This window comes from Pedobacter miscanthi, assembly GCF_003315595.1.
GTDB lineage: Bacteria > Bacteroidota > Bacteroidia > Sphingobacteriales > Sphingobacteriaceae > Pedobacter > Pedobacter miscanthi.
Genome location: NZ_QNQU01000003.1, coordinates 264,158 through 284,270 on the forward strand (window position 1 = coordinate 264,158; position 20,113 = coordinate 284,270).

The 20,113-nt window shown below is 39.2% G+C and carries 13 protein-coding genes; 10 read left to right on the forward strand and 3 right to left on the reverse strand.

The genetic code is table 11. The features are described from left to right. The first annotated feature begins 7 nt into the window (after positions 1-7). Entirely contained in the window at positions 8-1,705 is a 1,698-nt protein-coding gene (locus DRW42_RS04895; protein WP_113947707.1) for a RagB/SusD family nutrient uptake outer membrane protein, read from the forward strand. Between the two features lie 102 nt (positions 1,706-1,807). On the opposite strand, the gene DRW42_RS04900 is transcribed toward DRW42_RS04895, so the two are convergent. Together DRW42_RS04900 and DRW42_RS04905 are read right to left on the reverse strand one after the other, a co-directional pair. After that, positions 1,808-2,860 carry a glycoside hydrolase family 18 protein gene (locus DRW42_RS04900; RefSeq protein ID WP_244215188.1) on the reverse strand — a complete coding sequence of 351 codons (1,053 nt, stop codon included), beginning with the start codon at positions 2,858-2,860 and terminating at the stop codon, positions 1,808-1,810. Positions 2,861-2,942: 82 nt separating this feature from the next. Next, the gene (locus DRW42_RS04905) at positions 2,943-3,806 is read right to left on the reverse strand and encodes a transglutaminase-like domain-containing protein (RefSeq protein WP_113947709.1); all 864 of its coding nucleotides are present in this window, start codon (positions 3,804-3,806) and stop codon (positions 2,943-2,945) included. 44 nt (positions 3,807-3,850) lie between these two features. Here DRW42_RS04905 and DRW42_RS04910 point away from each other — a divergent pair, with 44 nt between their 5' ends. From DRW42_RS04910 to DRW42_RS04935, 6 genes are all read left to right on the forward strand, one after another. After that, positions 3,851-4,633 carry an O-methyltransferase gene (locus DRW42_RS04910; protein WP_113947710.1) on the forward strand — a complete coding sequence of 261 codons (783 nt, stop codon included), beginning with the start codon at positions 3,851-3,853 and terminating at the stop codon, positions 4,631-4,633. Between the two features lie 4 nt (positions 4,634-4,637). After that, the gene (locus DRW42_RS04915; RefSeq protein WP_113947711.1) at positions 4,638-5,309 is read left to right on the forward strand and encodes a DUF1345 domain-containing protein; all 672 of its coding nucleotides are present in this window, start codon (positions 4,638-4,640) and stop codon (positions 5,307-5,309) included. A gap of 624 nt (positions 5,310-5,933) precedes the next feature. Continuing rightward, positions 5,934-6,302, forward strand: coding sequence for a BlaI/MecI/CopY family transcriptional regulator (locus DRW42_RS04920; RefSeq protein WP_113947712.1), 369 nt, complete (start codon positions 5,934-5,936; stop codon positions 6,300-6,302). Continuing rightward, positions 6,299-7,858, forward strand: coding sequence for an N-acetylmuramoyl-L-alanine amidase (locus DRW42_RS04925; protein WP_113947713.1), 1,560 nt, complete (start codon positions 6,299-6,301; stop codon positions 7,856-7,858). Before DRW42_RS04920 ends, DRW42_RS04925 begins: the two co-directional genes overlap by 4 nt. Positions 7,859-7,870: 12 nt before the next feature. After that, entirely contained in the window at positions 7,871-10,045 is a 2,175-nt protein-coding gene (locus DRW42_RS04930; protein WP_113947714.1) for a M56 family metallopeptidase, read from the forward strand. Continuing rightward, positions 10,046-12,421, forward strand: a complete 2,376-nt coding sequence (locus DRW42_RS04935; protein ID WP_113947715.1) for an outer membrane beta-barrel protein — start codon at positions 10,046-10,048, stop codon at positions 12,419-12,421. Positions 12,422-12,684: 263 nt separating this feature from the next. On the opposite strand, the gene DRW42_RS04940 is transcribed toward DRW42_RS04935, so the two are convergent. Further along, positions 12,685-13,815: a BamA/TamA family outer membrane protein gene (locus tag DRW42_RS04940; RefSeq protein WP_113947716.1), complete on the reverse strand. Its 1,131-nt coding sequence runs from the start codon at positions 13,813-13,815 to the stop codon at positions 12,685-12,687. 665 nt (positions 13,816-14,480) lie between these two features. On the opposite strand from DRW42_RS04940, the gene DRW42_RS04945 reads away from it, so the two are divergent. The 3 genes from DRW42_RS04945 to DRW42_RS04955 all read left to right on the forward strand — a co-directional run bounded on the left by DRW42_RS04945 (position 14,481) and on the right by DRW42_RS04955 (position 20,105). Continuing rightward, entirely contained in the window at positions 14,481-15,461 is a 981-nt protein-coding gene (locus DRW42_RS04945) for a deoxyhypusine synthase family protein (protein ID WP_113947717.1), read from the forward strand. Positions 15,462-15,716: 255 nt separating this feature from the next. Then, entirely contained in the window at positions 15,717-17,015 is a 1,299-nt protein-coding gene (locus tag DRW42_RS04950) for a c-type cytochrome (RefSeq protein WP_113947806.1), read from the forward strand. Positions 17,016-17,063: 48 nt separating this feature from the next. Then, positions 17,064-20,105, forward strand: coding sequence for a TAT-variant-translocated molybdopterin oxidoreductase (locus tag DRW42_RS04955; protein WP_113947718.1), 3,042 nt, complete (start codon positions 17,064-17,066; stop codon positions 20,103-20,105). The last annotated feature ends 8 nt before the right edge of the window (positions 20,106-20,113 follow it).

The window sequence follows — 20,113 nt, forward strand, 5'->3', positions numbered from 1 at the left end:
AAATACGATGAAATTAGTTAAAATTACTTTAATATTCGGGCTGTTTGCCATGTTAAACGCCTGCAAACGCGACGATTCGCTTAATGTAGAAAATCTTTCGGCAGTATCCAACGAAACTACCTGGGCTTCTGAATCAACCGCCGACCTTTTCTTAAATGATATTTATGGCACCCTCCCCGATCTCTATAATGGTGTGTTCGACCCCATAGAAAATTGGTCTGATAACTCGATGTGCGGTTTTAACTGGACCACAACAGCCAATGCCATGCGAACCTTAAATACTTTAACACCTACTGCTGAATTAGGGATCAACTGGAATGGCCCGGGTGGACAATGGATGTACTGGAATAATTTATATCGGAATATCAGAAAAACCAATATCTATATTACCAATGTAGCAGATGCTCCGGCATTATCTCAAGCCTATAAAGATAAACGTTTGGGTGAAGCCTATTTTTTTCGGGCCTTTAATTATCATTATTTGTGGATGTTGTATGGTGGTATTCCATTGATCAGTAAACCTGATAATACCGCAACAGATGCTGATGTAAACCATCCGAGGGCCAGTTTTGATGATACCTATAAATTTATAATCGCAGATTTGGATGCAGCAATAAAGACATTGCCCACAAATAATGGTAACTCTGGTCATGGCCGGATTACCCTTGGCGCTGCACTGACCTTAAAAAGCTGGGTAGAATTGTTTTATGCGAGTAAACAGAATAACCCTTCAAATGACCTTAGCCGCTGGGCTGCTGCGGCTGCCGACGCAAAAAAGGTAATGGCTTTAGGTTATAGCCTGTATCCAAAATATGATGAATTGTTTTTGCAAACAGGTAATAATAATAATGAAGGTATTTTATACCGCGAATATCTGGCTGTAATTAAAGGTAGCAACGTAATAGGCTATCAGGGGCCTCAGAGTATCGGTTCTACCGTACTTTCATGGGGTGGGATGAACCCTACACAGGATCTGGTGGATGATTATGCCATGGCCAATGGTTTAGGAATAAACGAAAGCGGTTCAGGTTACGATCCGGCCAATCCAAATGCCAGCCGTGAGCCGCGTTTTTATAAATCTATCGTATGCGATGGTTCTACCTTTGCAGGCCAGATATACAATACTTATACAGGTAAATTTAACGGTGTTTCTGCAAATCAAACCATCGATTTATCTGATGCTAACGATAATACAAACACAGGTTATTCGATGCGCAAAAAGCTCGATACCACCGTTAACATTTTTCAATCTGGTGCGAGCGGACAGAATTATTATTTTTTCCGCTATGCTGAGGTGTTGTTAAATTATGCCGAAGCCCAGAATGAAGCGGCTGGTCCCGACGCTTCTGTATATGCCGCTTTAGATCTGATCAGAAACCGTGCAGGTATTCCAACGATCAGCGCTGTTTATCCGGGCCTCAGTCAGGATCAAATGCGTACTGTAATCAGAAAAGAAAGACGGGTTGAACTGGCTTTCGAGGATAAACGCTATTGGGACCTGATCAGGTGGAAAATTGCTGAAGTAAATTTAAACCGGACTGAGCATGCCATGTTGGTCGATGCATCAGGAAGTACCAAAACGTATAAAATTATTAATGCACCACGCGGTCAGAGAACTTTTGATGCCAGTAAAAATTACCTGCTCCCTATACCACAAAGTGCTATCAGCCAGAATAAATTATTGGTTCAAAACCCGGGTTATTGATCATAAATAGTGCGCTCAGGTTTAATTGTTAATCGGTGGCAGTTTTCGGATAGAAAACTGCCGCTTTTTTACGATTTAAAAAAGATGAAGGTGAAGTACAGTTTAAATCCCCTTTATGGTTTTATCGATCACATCCAATAATCCGTCCGTATAGGCATCGTCGGTAAGTTCCCAAAACATGATACCATTTAATTTTTGATCGATTACATATCTGGTTTTTAATGAGATCGATTTAGGATCATCAAAAGTGGCCAGATATTTTTTCTGCGGATTGTAATAATATGGCGCCTTGGCAGTATCATCCCAATAATAACTATAACCATTTTCAGTAGAAAACTGTTGTTTAAAGTTTTTGAAAGATACCCCGCTAAGAAATTTGGTTGGCTGATACAAACCCTGGTTGGCATCGGTGCTATTTTCGAAAATGCGGGCATAAAATGCGGCACCTAAAGCTATTTTTTGTGCGGGTACACCTAATTTTATCAATGCTTTTACGCCATAATCGCCTGATAAATCCTGCTCGCTGGTAGAATACAGCGGCGAATGGTGACCACTTTTAACCGCATAACCACTTACCAGATCATAACTCATCAAATTAACGCGATTTACCAATGGCATCACCTTGTCCCATTCGAAGCAAGAATCGATACAGTTTTTAGTGCCACCTGCCGCGAAACTGATTTCGGCTTTTTTACCCAGCTTTTGGCGGAGTTCTTTTACCAGTAAAGTAAAATTATGTTTATCATCCAATGTATACCGATGTCCGGGATAGCCCACCACTGCCGGATATTCCCAGTCAAGATCGATACCATCGGCGTGGAAAAAGTCAAGGATTTCTTTTGTGGTTTTGGCAAAGGTTTTCCTTCCGTCTGCACGGCTGAAAACTTCCGAACATGGTGCGCAACCACTCCAGCCGCCAAGGGCAATCATTACCTTTAAATCGGGATTACGTTTTTTTAGTTCAACCATTTTGGTAATCAGGGCCGAATCTTTTGCCGATTTAATATTTAAACTATCACCTTTTAAATGCCCGAAACTATAAATCAAATGACTTAATTTTTCGATCGGAAAGCTATCTATCACCGAATTATGGCCCGAGTAATAGGCAATAACATTGGGTTTAACTGTTTTCTGAGCTTTTAACTGAATGCTCAAAATCGACAACAAAATTATAACCGTTATGCGGAGCAGAACAGCAGGTGGAATAAGCGTTTTTTTATACATAAGCTGGGATCAACTATTTTTCGGCAATAATATCCTGTAGTTCATTTAGTTCGGCTACTTTATCTGTTGCGCCGGCATTTTCGTAAGCCGAAATCAGGTTTCTTATTACGCGGCGGATAATGTCGGTATTGCTGCATGGCCTGTAATATTCGGGTAAAGCTTCTAAGTTAAGCTGGCGCAAAAACTGATCTACATCATGTTTGCCGAAAATATTGCCACGGTTAAAAGCATTGATGTAAAAAAGTACGCCGTATTCTGTCCCTTCCTGCCGGCTGTCATCAATATAGCCTAAAATAAAGTGCTGCGGCAGGTTAATGCCATACACAGGTAAATCAAGCTTTTGTGCCAAAGTAGAATAAATAATGGCCAGAGAGATCTGGTTGCCTTTTTTACTTTCCAGAACCTGGTTTAAATAAGAATTTTGTGGATCGTGATGGTTTTTAGTATTTCCCCCGAAACCATATTGCTGGTAAAGCACATGGTTAATCAGTTTCACTTTTTCAACCGAACTCATTTCATATTGCAGGCCCAACCAGATATCGCGTTTAATTTCTTCAATCTGGTTAATTACTTTCTGCTCATCCAGGTCAGGGTACTGATAGCGGTTAATAATCAATGCACCCTGCAATAAATCGAAAGCACCACTTAAATACCATAAATTTAAATCTTCCTTAACGGTTTTAAACTGTATCTGGTGAACAATATTTTCAATACGTTCCTGTAACAAACCATCAAATGATTGTTCCCAGGCATTTTCTAAAAAGTGGACAACCTCGCCACCATATTCAAGCAGTTTTTGCTCTACATGGTGGAACACTTCCTCATCCGGATCATCCAATAATTTTACTAAAGCACTTATCTCTGCGTTATTTTCCATAAAACATACATACGTTTGCGGTGTTTAATTACTTTTGCAATATTATGTTATTTCAATTTATTACTGATTACCTGAAACACCGTTTAACAGCAAAAAGCCGACATGGAACGCATTCGCCGTTCGTGTACAAGTTAGCTGATGAGGTAATTTACGATTTTACCGACAAATCTGAATACAAAAATATAGAAGACCAGCGAAAAAAACTTTTTAATGACGATTCCATAATCACCGTTACAGACCTTGGAGCGGGTTCTCACCTGAATAAAAACCGTACCAAAAAGGTAAGTCAGATTGCGAAAAATGCATTAAAAAGTCCACGCCTGGCCAAACTCATTTACCGTTTGGCAAAAAACACCAAACCTAAAAGTGCTATAGAACTGGGGACCTGCTTGGGGATTACCACAGCTTACCTGGCCAAAACAGATCCTGAAACCGAAATTATTACCATAGAAGGTTGTCCGCAAACCGCCGAAGTGGCAAAAAAGAATTTTGAAGATTTAAAGCTTGATAATATTGAGCTTCATGTAGGTAATTTCGACCTGATTTTGCCCGATATTATTGCGAAGCAACCCAGTTTGGATTTCGTTTATATTGATGGTAACCACCGCAAAGATGCTACCCTGAATTACTTTAAATGGTGCCTGCCAAAAGTAAATGAAAATTCATTGCTGATTTTTGACGATATTTATTGGAGTCAGGGCATGAAAGAAGCCTGGGCAGAAATTAAAAACCATCCTGATGTTACCGTTACGGTAGATTTGTTCTGGATCGGACTGGTTTATTTTAAAAAAGGGCAGGCAAAAGAACACTTTAAGCTTAAATTTTAAGAACATGAAAGTTGAACCGGAATTAGCAGGTATTCAAAAAAAATCAGCATTGTTTATCCTGCTGATCAGTCTGTTTTCGGGGATCGTAGTTTACCTGGTTTCACTTTTTATCGAAATGAGTGTGCTGGCTCATATTATGTTCGGTTGGGATGTATTTTGTTTAATCCTGATCAGTTTGCACTGGTACATGTTTTTTCATACCTCTGTTGCCGAAACACACCTTAAGGCCAGGATGCAGGATGAAACCCGTGGCGAAATTTTTGCCATTGTACTGGTTTCAACCTTTGCAGGGCTGCTTGCGGTGGTTTTGCTGTTAATTAATAAAGATATCGAACCGCTCGATCTGATTGTGGCCATTGCCGGTATGTTCTTATCGTGGTTTTTGGTACATACCACCTTTAGTATGCGTTATGCACACCTGTACTATGGGGATGACCAGGATGGTAATAAGGATAAAAAAGGCTCCGGATTGGAATTTCCGGGTGATGATGAGCCTGATTTTATCGATTTTGCCTATTTTTCGTTTGTGCTCGGCATGACTTTTCAGGTTTCGGATGTAGAAATCTCAGATCGTAAAATCAGGCGGCTTTCGCTTTTACACAGTTTAATCGCATTTATTTTTAACACAGTAATTGTAGCCTTAACCATCAATGCCATTGCTGGGTTGAGTAACTAATTATCGTTTTACACGGGGTCGTCCTCTCGACCGGAACGCAGTGGAGCGGAGAGATCTATCATGCCATTCTTCCCTTTTGTCATCCTGAACGCAGTGAAGGATCTTTAATATGCATGAGGAGTGCTTTTATATTTTTCTCTAACAATTATTTTTTTTGAAAACCTACAGTTCTGTTCTTTTGGCGGTTTTCAGTCCCGCATTCCGTTTGTAGTGCCGGCGTGAAACCGGCAGCTACCACTCCAATCGGGTTTATTAACAACAGTTAGGCACCTTTGGCACCCTGCTGGGAGCAGACCTTTCATCATAAACCTGACAGCAGCGGGCATCCCGATGTAAAATCGGATAAAGCGAATGGCAGGACTACAATTGCCAAGTACCACTGCACAATCATTTCCAAAACACGCTTTCTGTCATTCCAAACAAAACCGTCATCTCCACCGCCGTGGAGAGATCTATCATTCCATTCTTTTCTTTGTCTTCCTGAATACGGTTAAGGATCTTTAAATTAACAATGTAATGATTTTATTTAATTGATATTCAGTTAATTACGTTTTTAAACTGATTTTTCAGTAATATAACTTGTTTTGTAGTTGTAAAACTGAAAAGTAAGTTATAGATTTGGGTATGGAAGAATTAACCAAAGCAGAAGAACGTATTATGCAGGTTTTATGGAAACTGCAAAAGGCATTTGTAAAAGATATTATCGATGAGCTGGATGACGAACCCAAGCCTCCGTACAATACCATCTCGTCGATTGTTAGGTTGTTGGAGAAAAAAGGTTATGTTAACTATAAGGCTTATGGCAAAACTTACGAATACTATCCGGCCATTGGTAAAGATGAATACGCCAAAACTACCTTCTCCAAATTGTTTTCAGGTTATTTTGATAATTCTCCAACCAGTCTCTTATCATTTATGGTAAAAGAAGAAAAACTAAGTGAAAAAGATATAGAAGAAATAAAAAAGATCATTAACCAGGGTTCGAAATCATGATTTTAATCTATTTGTTAAAGGTTTCGGCCTGTACACTGATATTTTTTGCTGTTTATCGGTTATTACTGGCCAAACTCACTTTTTTTAATCTTAACCGTGTTTATCTTTTACTGATGCTGGTATTTAGTTTTAGTATCCCGGCAATAACTATCGAAAACAGGCATGAGGTTTTAATGACCAATCAGCAGGTTCCTTTGAAAATTGGGTATAGCAACGGCGGTTTTGCAGAACAGGATTACGTAGATGGTGGAAAAGCCATTAACAATACCATAAACTGGAACCAGCTTTTGCTTTATACTTACTTTGGCATTTTATCCATTCTTGTTGGTAGGATGCTTTTGATGATGCTGAGGATCAGGATACAACTGCATAAACATACTTTAGAAGTGAATGGTGCAATAATTTTGGTTGATGGGCAATCGACTATTAAAAACTGTTCATTTTTTAACCGGATTATTGTCGATTCTTCCTTGCAAACAGATCAAAGAAATTTGGTAATCAAGCACGAATCAGTACATGTGGAGCAATTGCATGCCGTTGATAAACTTTTGGTCAATTTAATAACCGCCGTCCTTTGGTTTAATCCAGTCATTTATTTCTGGCGCAATGCAATTGATCATAACCACGAATTTCTGGCCGACCGGCAAACCGCTAAGCTTGCAGATAAAAAGGAATATGCTTCGCTGCTTTTAAACCTGGCCATGCCTGCTAACAATTTAGCCGTCAATAGTTTTAGTAAACTCCCACTAAAAAACAGGATCATGATGATGTATAAAGAACCCAATCTAAAATCAAAAAAGCTTGCTTATGTAGCAATATTACCGGTTTTATTAATCTGTTGTATGGCTTTTATCAACCGAAAAGAAGTTGTAGTGGAGAAAACAACCGGCCAAAATCAACCTTCGGCCGATGCACCAAAAAAGCCCGATGTGTACGCTATAAATTATTTAAACAGCAGCATAAAAGTTAACCCAAATGAAAGGGCTGCTTTTAAGGAGGTAGAGCCAGCATTGATTATTGATGCCGGACATGGCGGAAAAGATGATGCTTCTACAGCGTTTAATGGGCAAAAGGAAAAAGACCTGAATTTAAGGGCGGTAAAAATACTTGCTGAAGAAGCTGCCAGGAGGGGGATTAAGGTGATCTTAACAAGAAAAAACGATCAATTTTTATCCCTTCGCGATCGCTTGCCAAAACAGGGTGCAACAGCATTTATTTCCATTCATCACAATACTGCATCTCCTGCTGCTGAGGCACCTTTTAGTGGGATAGAGGTTTATGTTTCTAAACTTAATCCTAACATCAGGATTAATGAAGAATTAGGCGCTGGCATTCTAAGCGAGCTAAAACAACAAAATGGCTTAGCCGTAAAGGAATCTTTAAAAGATGCAAGTCTTCTATTACTAAGAGAATCGAAAGTGCCGGCAATTTTAATCGAAATGGGAAACGTTTCGGATGCTAAAACTCTGGATTATATTAATCAGGAAAAGAATATCCGAAGGATAAGCAACCTGATCCTGGATGGTTTTGTACGATTCTCAAAACGTGGATGCTAATTAATTTAAACTATGGAAAGCTTAATCTATTTACTTAAAGTTACTGCCTGCACGGTATTGTTTTTCGGATTTTACCTGCTGGTTTTAAGAAAACTGACTTTCTTTAAAATTAACCGGTTTTACCTTTTGGCTACGCTGTTGCTAAGTTTTATTATTCCGGCGTTACAGTTTGAGGTAAAACGTGAAGTGGTAGCGGTAAATACGGAAGCTTATACAGAAATACCTGAAATAAAACCAATAAATCCCGGGCCGGTTCAGCTTATTCAACCTGTAATGATAATGTATGATCCCCAGGTTACCTCTCAGGTAGATTGGTCGGCAACGGTTTCGTATGCCTATGTTGGTGTTGCTTCACTTTTATTGCTCATCTGCTTGTATCGGTTATTTAGCTTGCTTAAACATACAAGGGGATATACCAAAAATAACGATGGCTTAAAGCTGGTACCGAAAACCAAGGGCTTTACCAACTGCTCCTTCTTTAACTATGTATTTATAGATGGTGATGCTTTAAATGCAGCCGATTTATCCGTTCTGCTCAGGCACGAACAGGTACATGCAAAGCAATACCATTCTGTAGATAAAATTATTCTGATGGTTTTTAAATCCATCTTATGGTTTAATCCGATAGTTTACCTGTATGATAAGGCTCTGGAACAGGTACACGAATATGAGGCAGACGAAATTACCTCAGGCGATTTTGGAAGCCAGATGTATGCCGGTCTTTTATTGAAACTGGCCATCAGTAAAAGCGATATGCCGCTGATCCACAATTTTGTTAAAAGCCCGGTTAAAGCCCGGATTAAAATGTTGTTTCACTCAAAATCTGAAAACATGAAAAAATTAATGTACTTACTTGCCCTGCCTGTTGCCCTGGGATTGTTTTGGCTATTCGCTGTTCAGGTGGTTTATGCACAGAATATAAAAGATCAGGGCAAACCTTCGAAAGATTTTTATGAAGGAACTTTAAAAGGAAAAGTAATCAAAATAGAAAAGGGCGTTATTGGTGGTTATACTTTCGATTTGTTGAGCGATGGCAAGGTTTATCTTATTGATGCAACCGGTTTTAAAGATAAAATTAAGATCGGCGATGAGCTTGCGGCTTACATAACAGCCAAAGCTATTAATTTTAAAAAGACGGATAAAAGTGGTAAGGTAATAGCACAAACGGATAAACCCATTTACTTTCCAACAAAGATTACCACTTCGAATGGGACATTGATTTATGAGCAAAAGATAGAAAAACATGCCTTTATATACGAAGCTAATAAAGCGCGTTCTGCTTCATCCAAAATCAAATCCATACAAAAATCGGAAAATGGTAAGATCGAAAAAATTGTTTTAAATGATGGTTTATTTACGATCAATTTAAATATTAAAGCACAGAATATTACAGATAAAAACTTAAAGGTAGGAGACGAGGTGCTGGTTAAATTTATCGGCGAAAAATTGGTGTCGGGAAATACCTATACCACCGATAAAATGATTGTGCTGTATGCTCAGCCTAAAAAATACCTGATCAAAAATGAGGCACTTTATAATCGTTTTTATTTCAGCGATGGTAAGCAGAAAACGACTGCTGTAAAAAATAAACCTGTTGAGGTTTCAGAAACGGCTATACCAAAAATTATTTCGTTTTCAAGAATAAAAGGTGATGTGAGAAATAAAATCTCTTATATGGATAATGCGGTAATGGAACTATTCAATTGCAGGTTGGAAGCAGAATATGTAGCGTTCGATCAAGTCAACAATAAAGTAATGGCCAAAAATGGCACGCTTAGAAGTTTGGATGGAAAAGCAACAATGAAGTCAACTCTATTCAATTTCGACCTGAACAAAGGGAGCTATACAGCAGAAAATGGTAGTGGCAAGATTAGGAAGGATTTGCAGGAAATAAGGCGCGAAAAGGATTTATTATCGAAACTGGATAATAAAGTAGAATATGTAGCTAACGATTCGGTAAAAATGAGCAAAGATAAATCTGTTGTATCTTTATTCGGAAATGCAAGGTTATTCTATAATGAGATCAAGTTATCAGGATCTAAAATTGTTTACAATAAAAATACCAATACCGTACTCGTGAATGATGCAACCATGAGTTCGGGTGATAATAAAGTGAAAGCAGATAGCTTATCTTTTGATGTAAAAACGAAAAAAGCGAAATTATTTGGCGCAGATTTAAACCGTTAAATGTTCAGATCTCTTTTTTTCCTGATTGCATTTTTCTCTGTGTTATCATCTAAAGCACAGTTTAATCTTTCGGGTAAGATAACTGATGAAAATGCCAAGGTTTTGCCTTTTATTACGGTTAAAATTTCTGGTGCTAACCATACGGTAAATTATACTCAAACCGATAGTTTGGGGAGATACTATTTTAATAAGCTTCCTGCTGGCAGATATTCAATTGTTTTTTCGGCGATCGATTTTAAGAACCTAAATCGATCATTGACTTTAAACCGGGATACGATAATCGATTTTCAACTACAGGAAAACGTTAAAAGTTTAAACGAAGTTGAGGTAAATGCTAAAAAAGCGCTGATCGAAAGAAAAATCGACCGCACAGTTTTTAATGTAGAAAATAGTGTTTCTGCCATCGGAACAGATGCATTAGAACTGCTTTCGAAAGTGCCCGGGGTTAGGGTTTTAAATGATCAGGTTTCGCTGGTAGGCAAAGGTGGCGTTAATGTGATGATCAATGATAAACTGGTGCCCTTATCAGTTGATGAACTTGCGAATTATTTAAAGTCGGTTTCATCTGATAACATTGCTAAAATTGAGGTCATTACTAACCCACCGTCAAAATATGATGCACAGGGAAATAACGGCTTAATCAATATTGTACTCAAAAATATAACTGCCGAAGGTTTTAAAGGTTCGGTCAATTTAGCTGCAACACAAGCCAGCCATTTCACCACATCTGGAGGCGGAAATTTAAGTTACCGGAAAAACAAAATTACACTTTCTTCGAATTTTAATATCAGAAAAGGATCTGTTGTTCCATTTGAGCAAAGCAACGTTTTTTATCCCGCGCAAACCTGGAATATTGTAAATAAAGACCGTAATTTCAGAACAGTACCCAGCGGACAGGTGGGCATTGATTATCAATCTTCCAACAGTACCTTGTTGGGTTTATCCTATAATGGCGGACTAACCAATTTTCATTCGGAAGAAAACATTAAAACGCAAGTTTACAACCAGAGGAAGGATTTAGATTCGGTGCTCAATTCTGATGCGAACGCTAAAATCCGATCGAATTACCATGCTGCAAATATTTATTTGAAACAGAATTTGGATTCTGCCGGAAAACAATTAAGCATTAATGGCGATTGGTTTAAATACAGCGACGATAAAAACCGGTTTTTCAACAAAAGCAGTTATTTTCAAAATGGGGATATGATTCCCGATTCTTTTGCTGAATACCTCTCTACTAGTAAACAAAGTATCGATTTATATACTTTAAAGGCAGATGTAGATCTTCCTTATAAAATCTTTAAATTATCTGCAGGGGCGAAACTGAGCTTTATCAGTAATCGGAGTGATCTTGCTTTTTATAAATCCCGTAACAATATTTATAAAATTGATACAACGCAAAGCAATGTTTTCAATTATCACGAAAATACGCAGGCAATTTATGTAAATTTCAACAAAACGTTAAAAAAATGGGATTTCCAGGCGGGATTAAGGGGAGAGTATACACAAATTGACGGAATATCAGTTAATGAAGAGAATAAAAATGAATATTTCCGGCTTTTTCCAACTTTGTATATTGTTTACAGGGGAAATGCTAAAAATACTTTTTCACTAAACTATGGCCGCCGCATTAACCGTCCTCCTTACCGTAAACTGAATCCTTTCCGTTGGTATAGCAATCAGTATGTCTATGCCGAAGGCAATCCGTTCTTACAGCCCTCTTATAACGATAATATCGAACTTTCGCATACCTATAATATATATAGCACTTCACTGTCTTTCAGCAAAACCACAAACGGATTTAATGATGTGAATTTTATTGATGCTGCAACAAACGTTCAGGCGGCCAAGCCGGTTAACTTTATAACAGGATATCATTATCAACTGAGTAATTCCATTACGCTTAATGTTGTGAAGGGTTGGGAAAGCATCAATCAGCTGGATATTTTTTATAATTCATCCCATTCCGGCATCCCCCAAACACTGGGCAGTTTACAAGGATTTGGCGCTTATTTTTCTACGCTGAACCAGTTTGTATTTAACCCATCGAAAACCATTTTGGGCGAGGTAAGTTTCTGGTACCAGTTTCCAACAACGGAGGGGCTGAATAAGAATAAAAATCAGTATAACCTCGATCTGGGTATCAAAACTTTATTGCTTAATAAGAAAATACAACTGGCCATTACCGCCAGCGATGTTTTAAAAACAAAAAGATATCGTTTTAGTAGTCTGGTGAACAATATCAGACAGGAATATAATAATTATTACGATAGCCGTCAGCTGCGGATTACCTTCCGTTACAATTTTGGAAACGAAAAGATTAAACAACAGGAGCGGAAGCCGGGCAATGAAGAGGAGCGGAGGAGGAATAATTAGGGATGGAAGATGGATGATGGAAAATGTATGATGGAAGATGTGAGATGGATGATGGGGGAGAGGGGCGTTGGTGATAAACTTAGGTAGTATTCTAATTTGGAGTTATTCTTTGTGCTTTCTGTGCCTCCGTGGCAATAAAGTTATCTAAGTTGATTTGTGTATATCTGTGGTTAAGGATTCTTCGACTACGCTCAGAATGACAAAATGAATGGATGATCGAGTTAAATCCATTATCCCTTTTCCCTCTTACATCATCCGTCCTTCTAAAACGCTTCCGCTAAACTGATGTAAAATCCTGCCTGGCGTTTTTCGTTTGGTAATTTTTCGCCTATACCATAATCCAAACGAACGCTTAATCCTTTAGCCGGATCGAAAAAGTAGCGGCCACCTACACCAAAGTTTGGTTTTAATCCATCGCCATTAAACTGGCCGTTTGCAAATACTTTACCTGTTCCGGCAAAAGCCACAATGCCAAAGCGATTCATAAAACGGTAGCGGAGTTCTGCCTGTGCAGCCATCAGGTTCTCGTCGCGGTAGCGGCCGCTGTAATAACCACGCATCATTTGGTCGTTACCCAGTTGCTGCAATAAATAAAATGGCGTGCTTTTACTTTGGATGGTATAAAATATTCCCTGTACTCCTAATACCACTTTGGGTGCCAGACTAAAAAAACCGCGAAGGTCTAGTTTAATCTGTGAGCCATTAAAGCTTTCGCCTCCAAAAAAATCGGGTGCGTATTGATAGGTTGCCCTACCAAAGAAACCTTTTGTTGGGTAGTTATTACTGTTGCGGGTATCATAACTCTGAGATGCACCGATCCAGGCTACTGATCCACCGTCTTTATCCAAAATCTGTGGATTGGTGCTGTAAATGCCTCCGGGTACTTTATCAATGAAGTTATAATTCTCAAAACCTAGCGAAATACCGGTGTAGGCTTTGGGCAAGGTGTTCATTTCGGCATCAAAAAGTGTTTTAAAAACCCTTTGGTCTAATTTATCCTCATCTACCTTTTTAGCATTGTTGCCGATGCCATAAAAATTAAATGGCTGGTTTTTGAAACGGATATCACCAATAAAGTGGTATTTGTTCCCTTTTGTCCACATATCACCTTTCAGCATAAAATTAGCTGTTTTTTTAGTGGAATAGGTGGTGTTTAAGGCGAAATTGGAACTGCGGTTCAGCGTGTCTTTACGATCGATATAAAATGAATAAATGGCGCCAACACCAAATTCAAATCCGGTTTCCTGACTATAGCCAAAAGCCGGCAATGGTAAAAAACTGGCTTTACGGGTAGTATCTTTTTCGTTGGAGAGCATCTTCCTGATTAGTTTCATCTGTGCAAAAGAACTTCCAGAAACAAAAGCAAGTAAAATAATTAGATAATATTTTTTCATTACCGCAAAGAAAAGGAAATTTAGTAATAGTTTATTGGTTCACTGGTCATTTGTTGATTGGTGAGCGTAAGGCTTGATATTGTTTTATTATCGGATTGCTTAATTGTTAACTATAAACTGCTAATTGAGAACTGTATTATTGGTTAATCTGTTAATTGTTTATCCTTCGACTACGCTCAGGAGGTTAATTGCGCTAGCGACTCCCATACACCCAAACCGTCATCTCGAGCGTGGTGTAACGTAGCCGAGAGATCTACCCCGGGAACGATATTGATTTAGATCTCTCCGTTCCGCTGCGCTTCAGTCGAGATGACGATCGCTAGGATTCGAAGCAATGCCTGCCGCCATCTAAACCGGATTGAAAGGGAAAGCCCGAAAGCGAGGTACGAGTGCGGACTTGTACCGGAAAGCCGGACTACCTTTAATAAATGCTACTGTAACTGCTTTTCAAATAAAAATAGATATTCATGACTGTTCTGCATGAAAGATCATGAAATAAATTCAGGATGACGATCGCGAAGTTATACAGTAATAATTTGTTCTGCTTAATTGGCGCTATGCCCTCAGCTCCATGCGCGAAACACCATGCTCCAAACGCTAAACGCAATTACGCTTTTACCTTTCGGCCTAAATACCTATTTTTGCGGCAAACAATACAAAACGAAATGAGCAATACAAGAGGACCAATATCTCAGTTTATGGAGCGTAATTACCTCCATTTTAATGCTGCGGCAATGATGGATGCTGCTAAAGGTTACGAAACGCATTTAGATGAGGGTGGTAAAATGATGATCACACTTGCCGGTGCAATGAGTACTGCAGAATTGGGTATTTCACTTGCAGAGATGATCCGCCAGGATAAAGTGGCTATTATTTCTTGTACTGGTGCCAACCTTGAAGAGGATATTATGAACCTGGTTGCACACTCACATTATAAACGTGTACCGAACTACCGCGATTTAAGTCCGCAGGATGAGTGGGATCTTTTAGAAAACCATTATAACCGTGTTACCGATACCTGTATTCCTGAAGAAGAAGCTTTCCGCCGTTTGCAGAAACACATCCACAAAATCTGGAAAGATGCGGATGATGCCGGTGAAAGATATTTTCCGCACGAGTTTATGTACAAAATGCTTTTGAGTGGCGATTTAAAACAATACTACGAAATCGACCCGAAAAACTCATGGATGCTTGCTGCGGCAGAAAAGAATTTGCCAATTGTTGTTCCGGGATGGGAAGATTCTACCATGGGTAACATCTTTGCTTCTTATGTAATGAAACAAGAGTTAAAGGCAACCACCATGAAAAGCGGTATCGAATACATGGGTTGGCTGGCCGATTGGTATATCGCAAACAGTGGTGGTAAAGGAATCGGCTTCTTCCAGATTGGTGGTGGTATTGCCGGCGATTTCCCGATCTGTGTGGTACCGATGTTATATCAGGATATGGAAATGGAGAATATTCCTTTCTGGAGTTATTTCTGCCAGATCTCTGATTCGACCACTTCGTATGGCTCATATTCTGGTGCGGTACCGAACGAAAAGATTACCTGGGGCAAGCTGGATATCCACACGCCTAAGTTTATCGTAGAAAGTGATGCAACAATTGTAGCACCGTTAATGTTTGCCTGGATATTAAAACAATAATCATAACATTTTAATAAACCAAATTGGTTTCTGGTATGCCCATTTGAGATTTTATATCAAAAATGGGCATTTTTATGCTCTGAATGGCTTGAAACGACATTTGTTTAGAATGATTATAAATTGTATTTCCAGTCACTATTATGTCATGGGATTTATTAATAAGTTATACTTTTGTTCAAGTTTTGGTGGGGCTATCTGGGTTCAATCATCAATTTCACAACAAAAAGTAAATTAAATAAGTATAAAGTGTTCATTATGAGAGATATCTCGATGATTTTAAAAAGCGTTTGGAAGTCGTTATTCGTATTTTCAGCAATTTCCGTAATAGCGGTTTCTACCGTAAATGCGCAGGATGCTAAAGAGGGAAGAACGCTTTTCAAAGCAAAATGTTCTTCGTGCCATGCGTTAGATCACAAAGTTGTTGGTCCGGCATTAGAAGGAGTAAGCGATCGTCACCCTGAAGCGTTCCTGTTAAAATGGATCCCGAACAACGCAGCTATGATTGCTGCCGGAGATCCTGCTGCTGTTAAATTATTTAACGATAACGGTAAAGTAGCTATGACTACCTTCCCTGAGTTAGATGAGGCAAAAGTAAAAGATATCTTAGCATACATTAAAGAAGGTGAGCCAAAAGCTGCTGTAGATCCGAATGCACCTAAAACCGGTGCTCAGGATAGCGGTACTTCAGGTTTATCAATTGCGGGTATCGTTGCTATTGTAGTATTAGCGATCGTAATCCTGGTAATCTTGGGTCGTGCTTCTAAATTGCTGGAGCGTTTGATCCTGCAGAAACAAGGTATCGAAATCGAAGAAGATGTGCCATTAAAAGTTGGTGTGCGCAAAATGTTCAAAAACAAGAAGTTCGTTATGTTCTTTATCTTGTGTTTGATCATCTGCTTAGGTTCATTCGGTTGGATGGGCATGTGGGAAACTGGTGTTCACACCGGCTATCAACCAGTTCAGCCAATTAAATTCTCGCACGAATTGCATGCTGGTATCAATCAGATCGATTGTCAGTATTGCCACAACGGTGCATTCAAATCTAAAAATGCAACCATCCCATCATTAAACGTTTGTATGAACTGCCACAAAGCGGTACAGGCACGTGATAAATATGATGGTGAGATTTCTCCGGAGATCAAAAAAATCTATGCTTCTTTGGGTTACGATCCTGAAACACAGAAATATGATGAGAGCAAAGCGAAACCAATGGAGTGGGTACGTGTACACAATCTACCTGATTTTGCTTACTTCAACCACTCTCAGCACGTAGTTGTTGCCGAAGATGCAATCCGTAAAGCAAAAGGATTACAACCAAACGAACCTGTATGTTTCGCTTGTCACGGTCCGGTTAATACAATGGAAGAAATTTATCAATATTCTCCGTTAACCATGAAATGGTGTATTAACTGCCATAAAGAAACAGATATTTCTGGTCAGAAAAACAATGCTTTCTACGCTAAGGTTATCGAAGCGCACGAGAAGATTAAAAAAGGCGAGAAAATCACACCAGCTTTATTGGGTGGTTTAGAGTGTGGTAAATGCCACTATTAATAGATTAGAGTTTAGTAAGAACGTTCGATAAACAGTAATATAGCTTAAATGGAAAGCAATAAAAAATACTGGAAAGGCTTAGAGGAGTATAACAATACACCCGATTTTGTTAAAAATAACAAAAACGAATTCGCCGAGCCACTTCCAATAGAAGATGTTTTAAATGAAGCAGGGTTAAGTACCGTTACCCCACGCCGCGACTTTTTAAAGGCGTTAGGTTTTGGATTAGGTGCCGTTACATTAGCTGCCTGCCAAAGTACACCGTTAAAAAAATCTATCCCTTATCTGGTAAAACCTGAAGAAGTAACTCCGGGTATTCCTAACTTCTATACATCCAGCTTCAACGGCCAGAGTATATTGGTGAAAACAAGAGAGGGACGTCCGATTAAAATTGAACCAAACCCGAATGCGGGTCAGTTTAACTGCGGTACTGATGCCAGGGCACAAGCCTCGGTGTTGGATTTATATGACGTGTCTAAACTAAAAGCACCTGCTACTGTAAAAGGCGGACAGGTTGAAGAAACTACCTGGGCAAAAATCGACAGCTTTGTAAAAGGCGAGTTGGCAAAAGCACAGGCAGGTGGAAAGAAAATCCGTATTGTATCATCAACAGTAAACAGTCCGTCAACAAATGCAGTAATTGCACAGTTTGCGGTTAAGTATCCTGCTGCTAAATTAGTTCAGTACGATGCCGTTTCTTACACCGGTATTATCCAGGCCAATCAGAATAGTTTCGGTAAAGCCGTTTTACCAAAATACAATTTCGATAAGGCTGATTTAATTGTAAGTTTCAGTGCCGATTTCTTAGGTACATGGATCAGTGGTGAAGAATTTACTGCTCAATACACTGCTAACCGTAACTATAAATCGTTAGAAAATAAAAAAATGAGCCGCCACATTCAGTTCGAAAGTGGAATGAGCTTAACTGGTACCAATGCAGATACCCGTGTTCCGGTTAAATTATCGGAAGAAGGTCCTGCTTTAATTGCTTTATACAATGCAATTACCGGTGCTTCTTTACCTGGCGGAACTTTAGGTAACAATACTACAGCTGATAAAGTAATTAAACTGGCGGCTAAAGAATTGTTGCAGAATAAAGGTAAAGGCCTTGTAGTTTGCGGTTCGAACGATGTTTCTACTCAGATTTTGGTAAATGCCATTAACGCCGCTATCGGCAGTTATGGTACTACTATCGATTTAGATAACGTTAGTCACTTATATGCTGGTAACGATGCCGAATTTAACGGTTTAGTTGCTGAAATGAGCCGTGGCGAAGTTGGTGCTGTTTTATTCTTGAATAGTAACCCTGCTTACGATGCTGCAAATGCAAAAGCATTTACGGATGCATTAGCTAAAGTACCTGCTAAGATTTCATTCTCAGACCGTGCTGATGAAACTGCAACGCTTTGTGATGTTATCGCAATTAACCACAATTATTTAGAATCATGGGGAGATGCAAACGCTTACGAGGGATATTATTCTATCGTACAGCCAACCATTAATCCTGTTTTCAATAGCCGTCAGGCAGAAGAGAGTTTATTAACCTGGGCTGATGCTCCTGTTAAAGATTACTATCAGTTTGTACGCAGCAACTGGGAAGCAAAAGTATTACCGGCAGCTGGCTTAAAATGGAACGAAGTTTTAGAAAAAGGTGTAATTACTTTAGCTGCTAAAACTCCTGCAGCTTACAGTTTCACTTTATCATTAGATGCTGTTGCTACTTCAATCAGCACCAGCAGCAAAGCTTTAGCTAAAGGTGGCGATCAGTTAGAATTACAGGTTTACGAAAACGTACCGATGCGTGATGGTAAAAATGCAAACAACGCATTTTTACAGGAATTACCTGATCCGGTATCGAAAGTAACTTGGGATAACTTTGTTGCCCTTGCACCTAAAACTGCAGAGAAATTTAAAGTAAAAGAATTTGATGTGGTAACTGTTAAAGGTGCCAACGGATATTCAGTAGATCTGCCAGTGTTAATCCAGCCAGGACAAGCACAGGGAACAGCTTCCATCGCTTTAGGTTATGGCCGTACCAAAGTTGGTAAAGCGGGAGATAATGTAGGTAAAAATGCATTCCCTTTCATTTCTTTTGTAAACGGAACCATGCAATATGCCAGCAATGTAACCATTACCCCAACAGGTGGTTATTATGAATTGGCTCAAACACAAACTCACCACTCTTTCGAGGGCCGTGCAGTGATTAAAGAAGCTACTTTCAAAGAGTTCTTAAAAAATCCTGGAGCAGGTAACGAAAAAGGCGAGCATAAAGATTACGATCTTTGGGATCAGTACGAAAAACCAGGTAACAACTGGGTAATGGCAATCGATCTGAATGCCTGTACAGGTTGTGGTTCTTGTATTGTTGCCTGTAACGTAGAAAACAACATTCCGGTTGTAGGCCGTGACGAGGTTCGCCGTCGTCGTGAGATGCACTGGATCCGTATCGACCGTTACTACAGCTACGAAACACCTGCAGGTGACGTAACCAAAGAAAAAGAAATTGCCAAGTTAGAAGATCTGGATCATGTTTCTGTGGTTCACCAACCAATGTTATGTCAACACTGTGATCACGCGCCTTGCGAAACAGTTTGTCCGGTATTGGCTACGGTACATTCTTCTGATGGTTTAAACCACATGGCTTACAACCGTTGCGTAGGTACACGTTACTGTGCAAACAACTGTCCGTACAAAGTACGTCGTTTCAACTGGTTCAATTACTGGAACGATTCGCGTTTCGATAACTATTTAAATAACGAGTTTACCCAACTGGTATTAAATCCTGATGTAACTACACGTTCGCGTGGTGTTATGGAGAAATGCTCTATGTGTATCCAACGTATCCAGGGTGGCAAATTACAGGCTAAAATGGAAAAACGTCCATTAAAAGATGGCGATATTAAAATGGCTTGTCAAGAGGCTTGTTCAGCAAATGCAATCATATTTGGTGATTCAAACGATCCTAATTCAGAAGTTTCAAAAGCATTGCGTTCTGAGCGTATCTACTACGTATTGGAAGAAATCAATGTGAAACCAGGTATCGGATATATGACTAAAATTAGAAATACAGATACAAAAGTACAAGCGTAAGCTTTAGC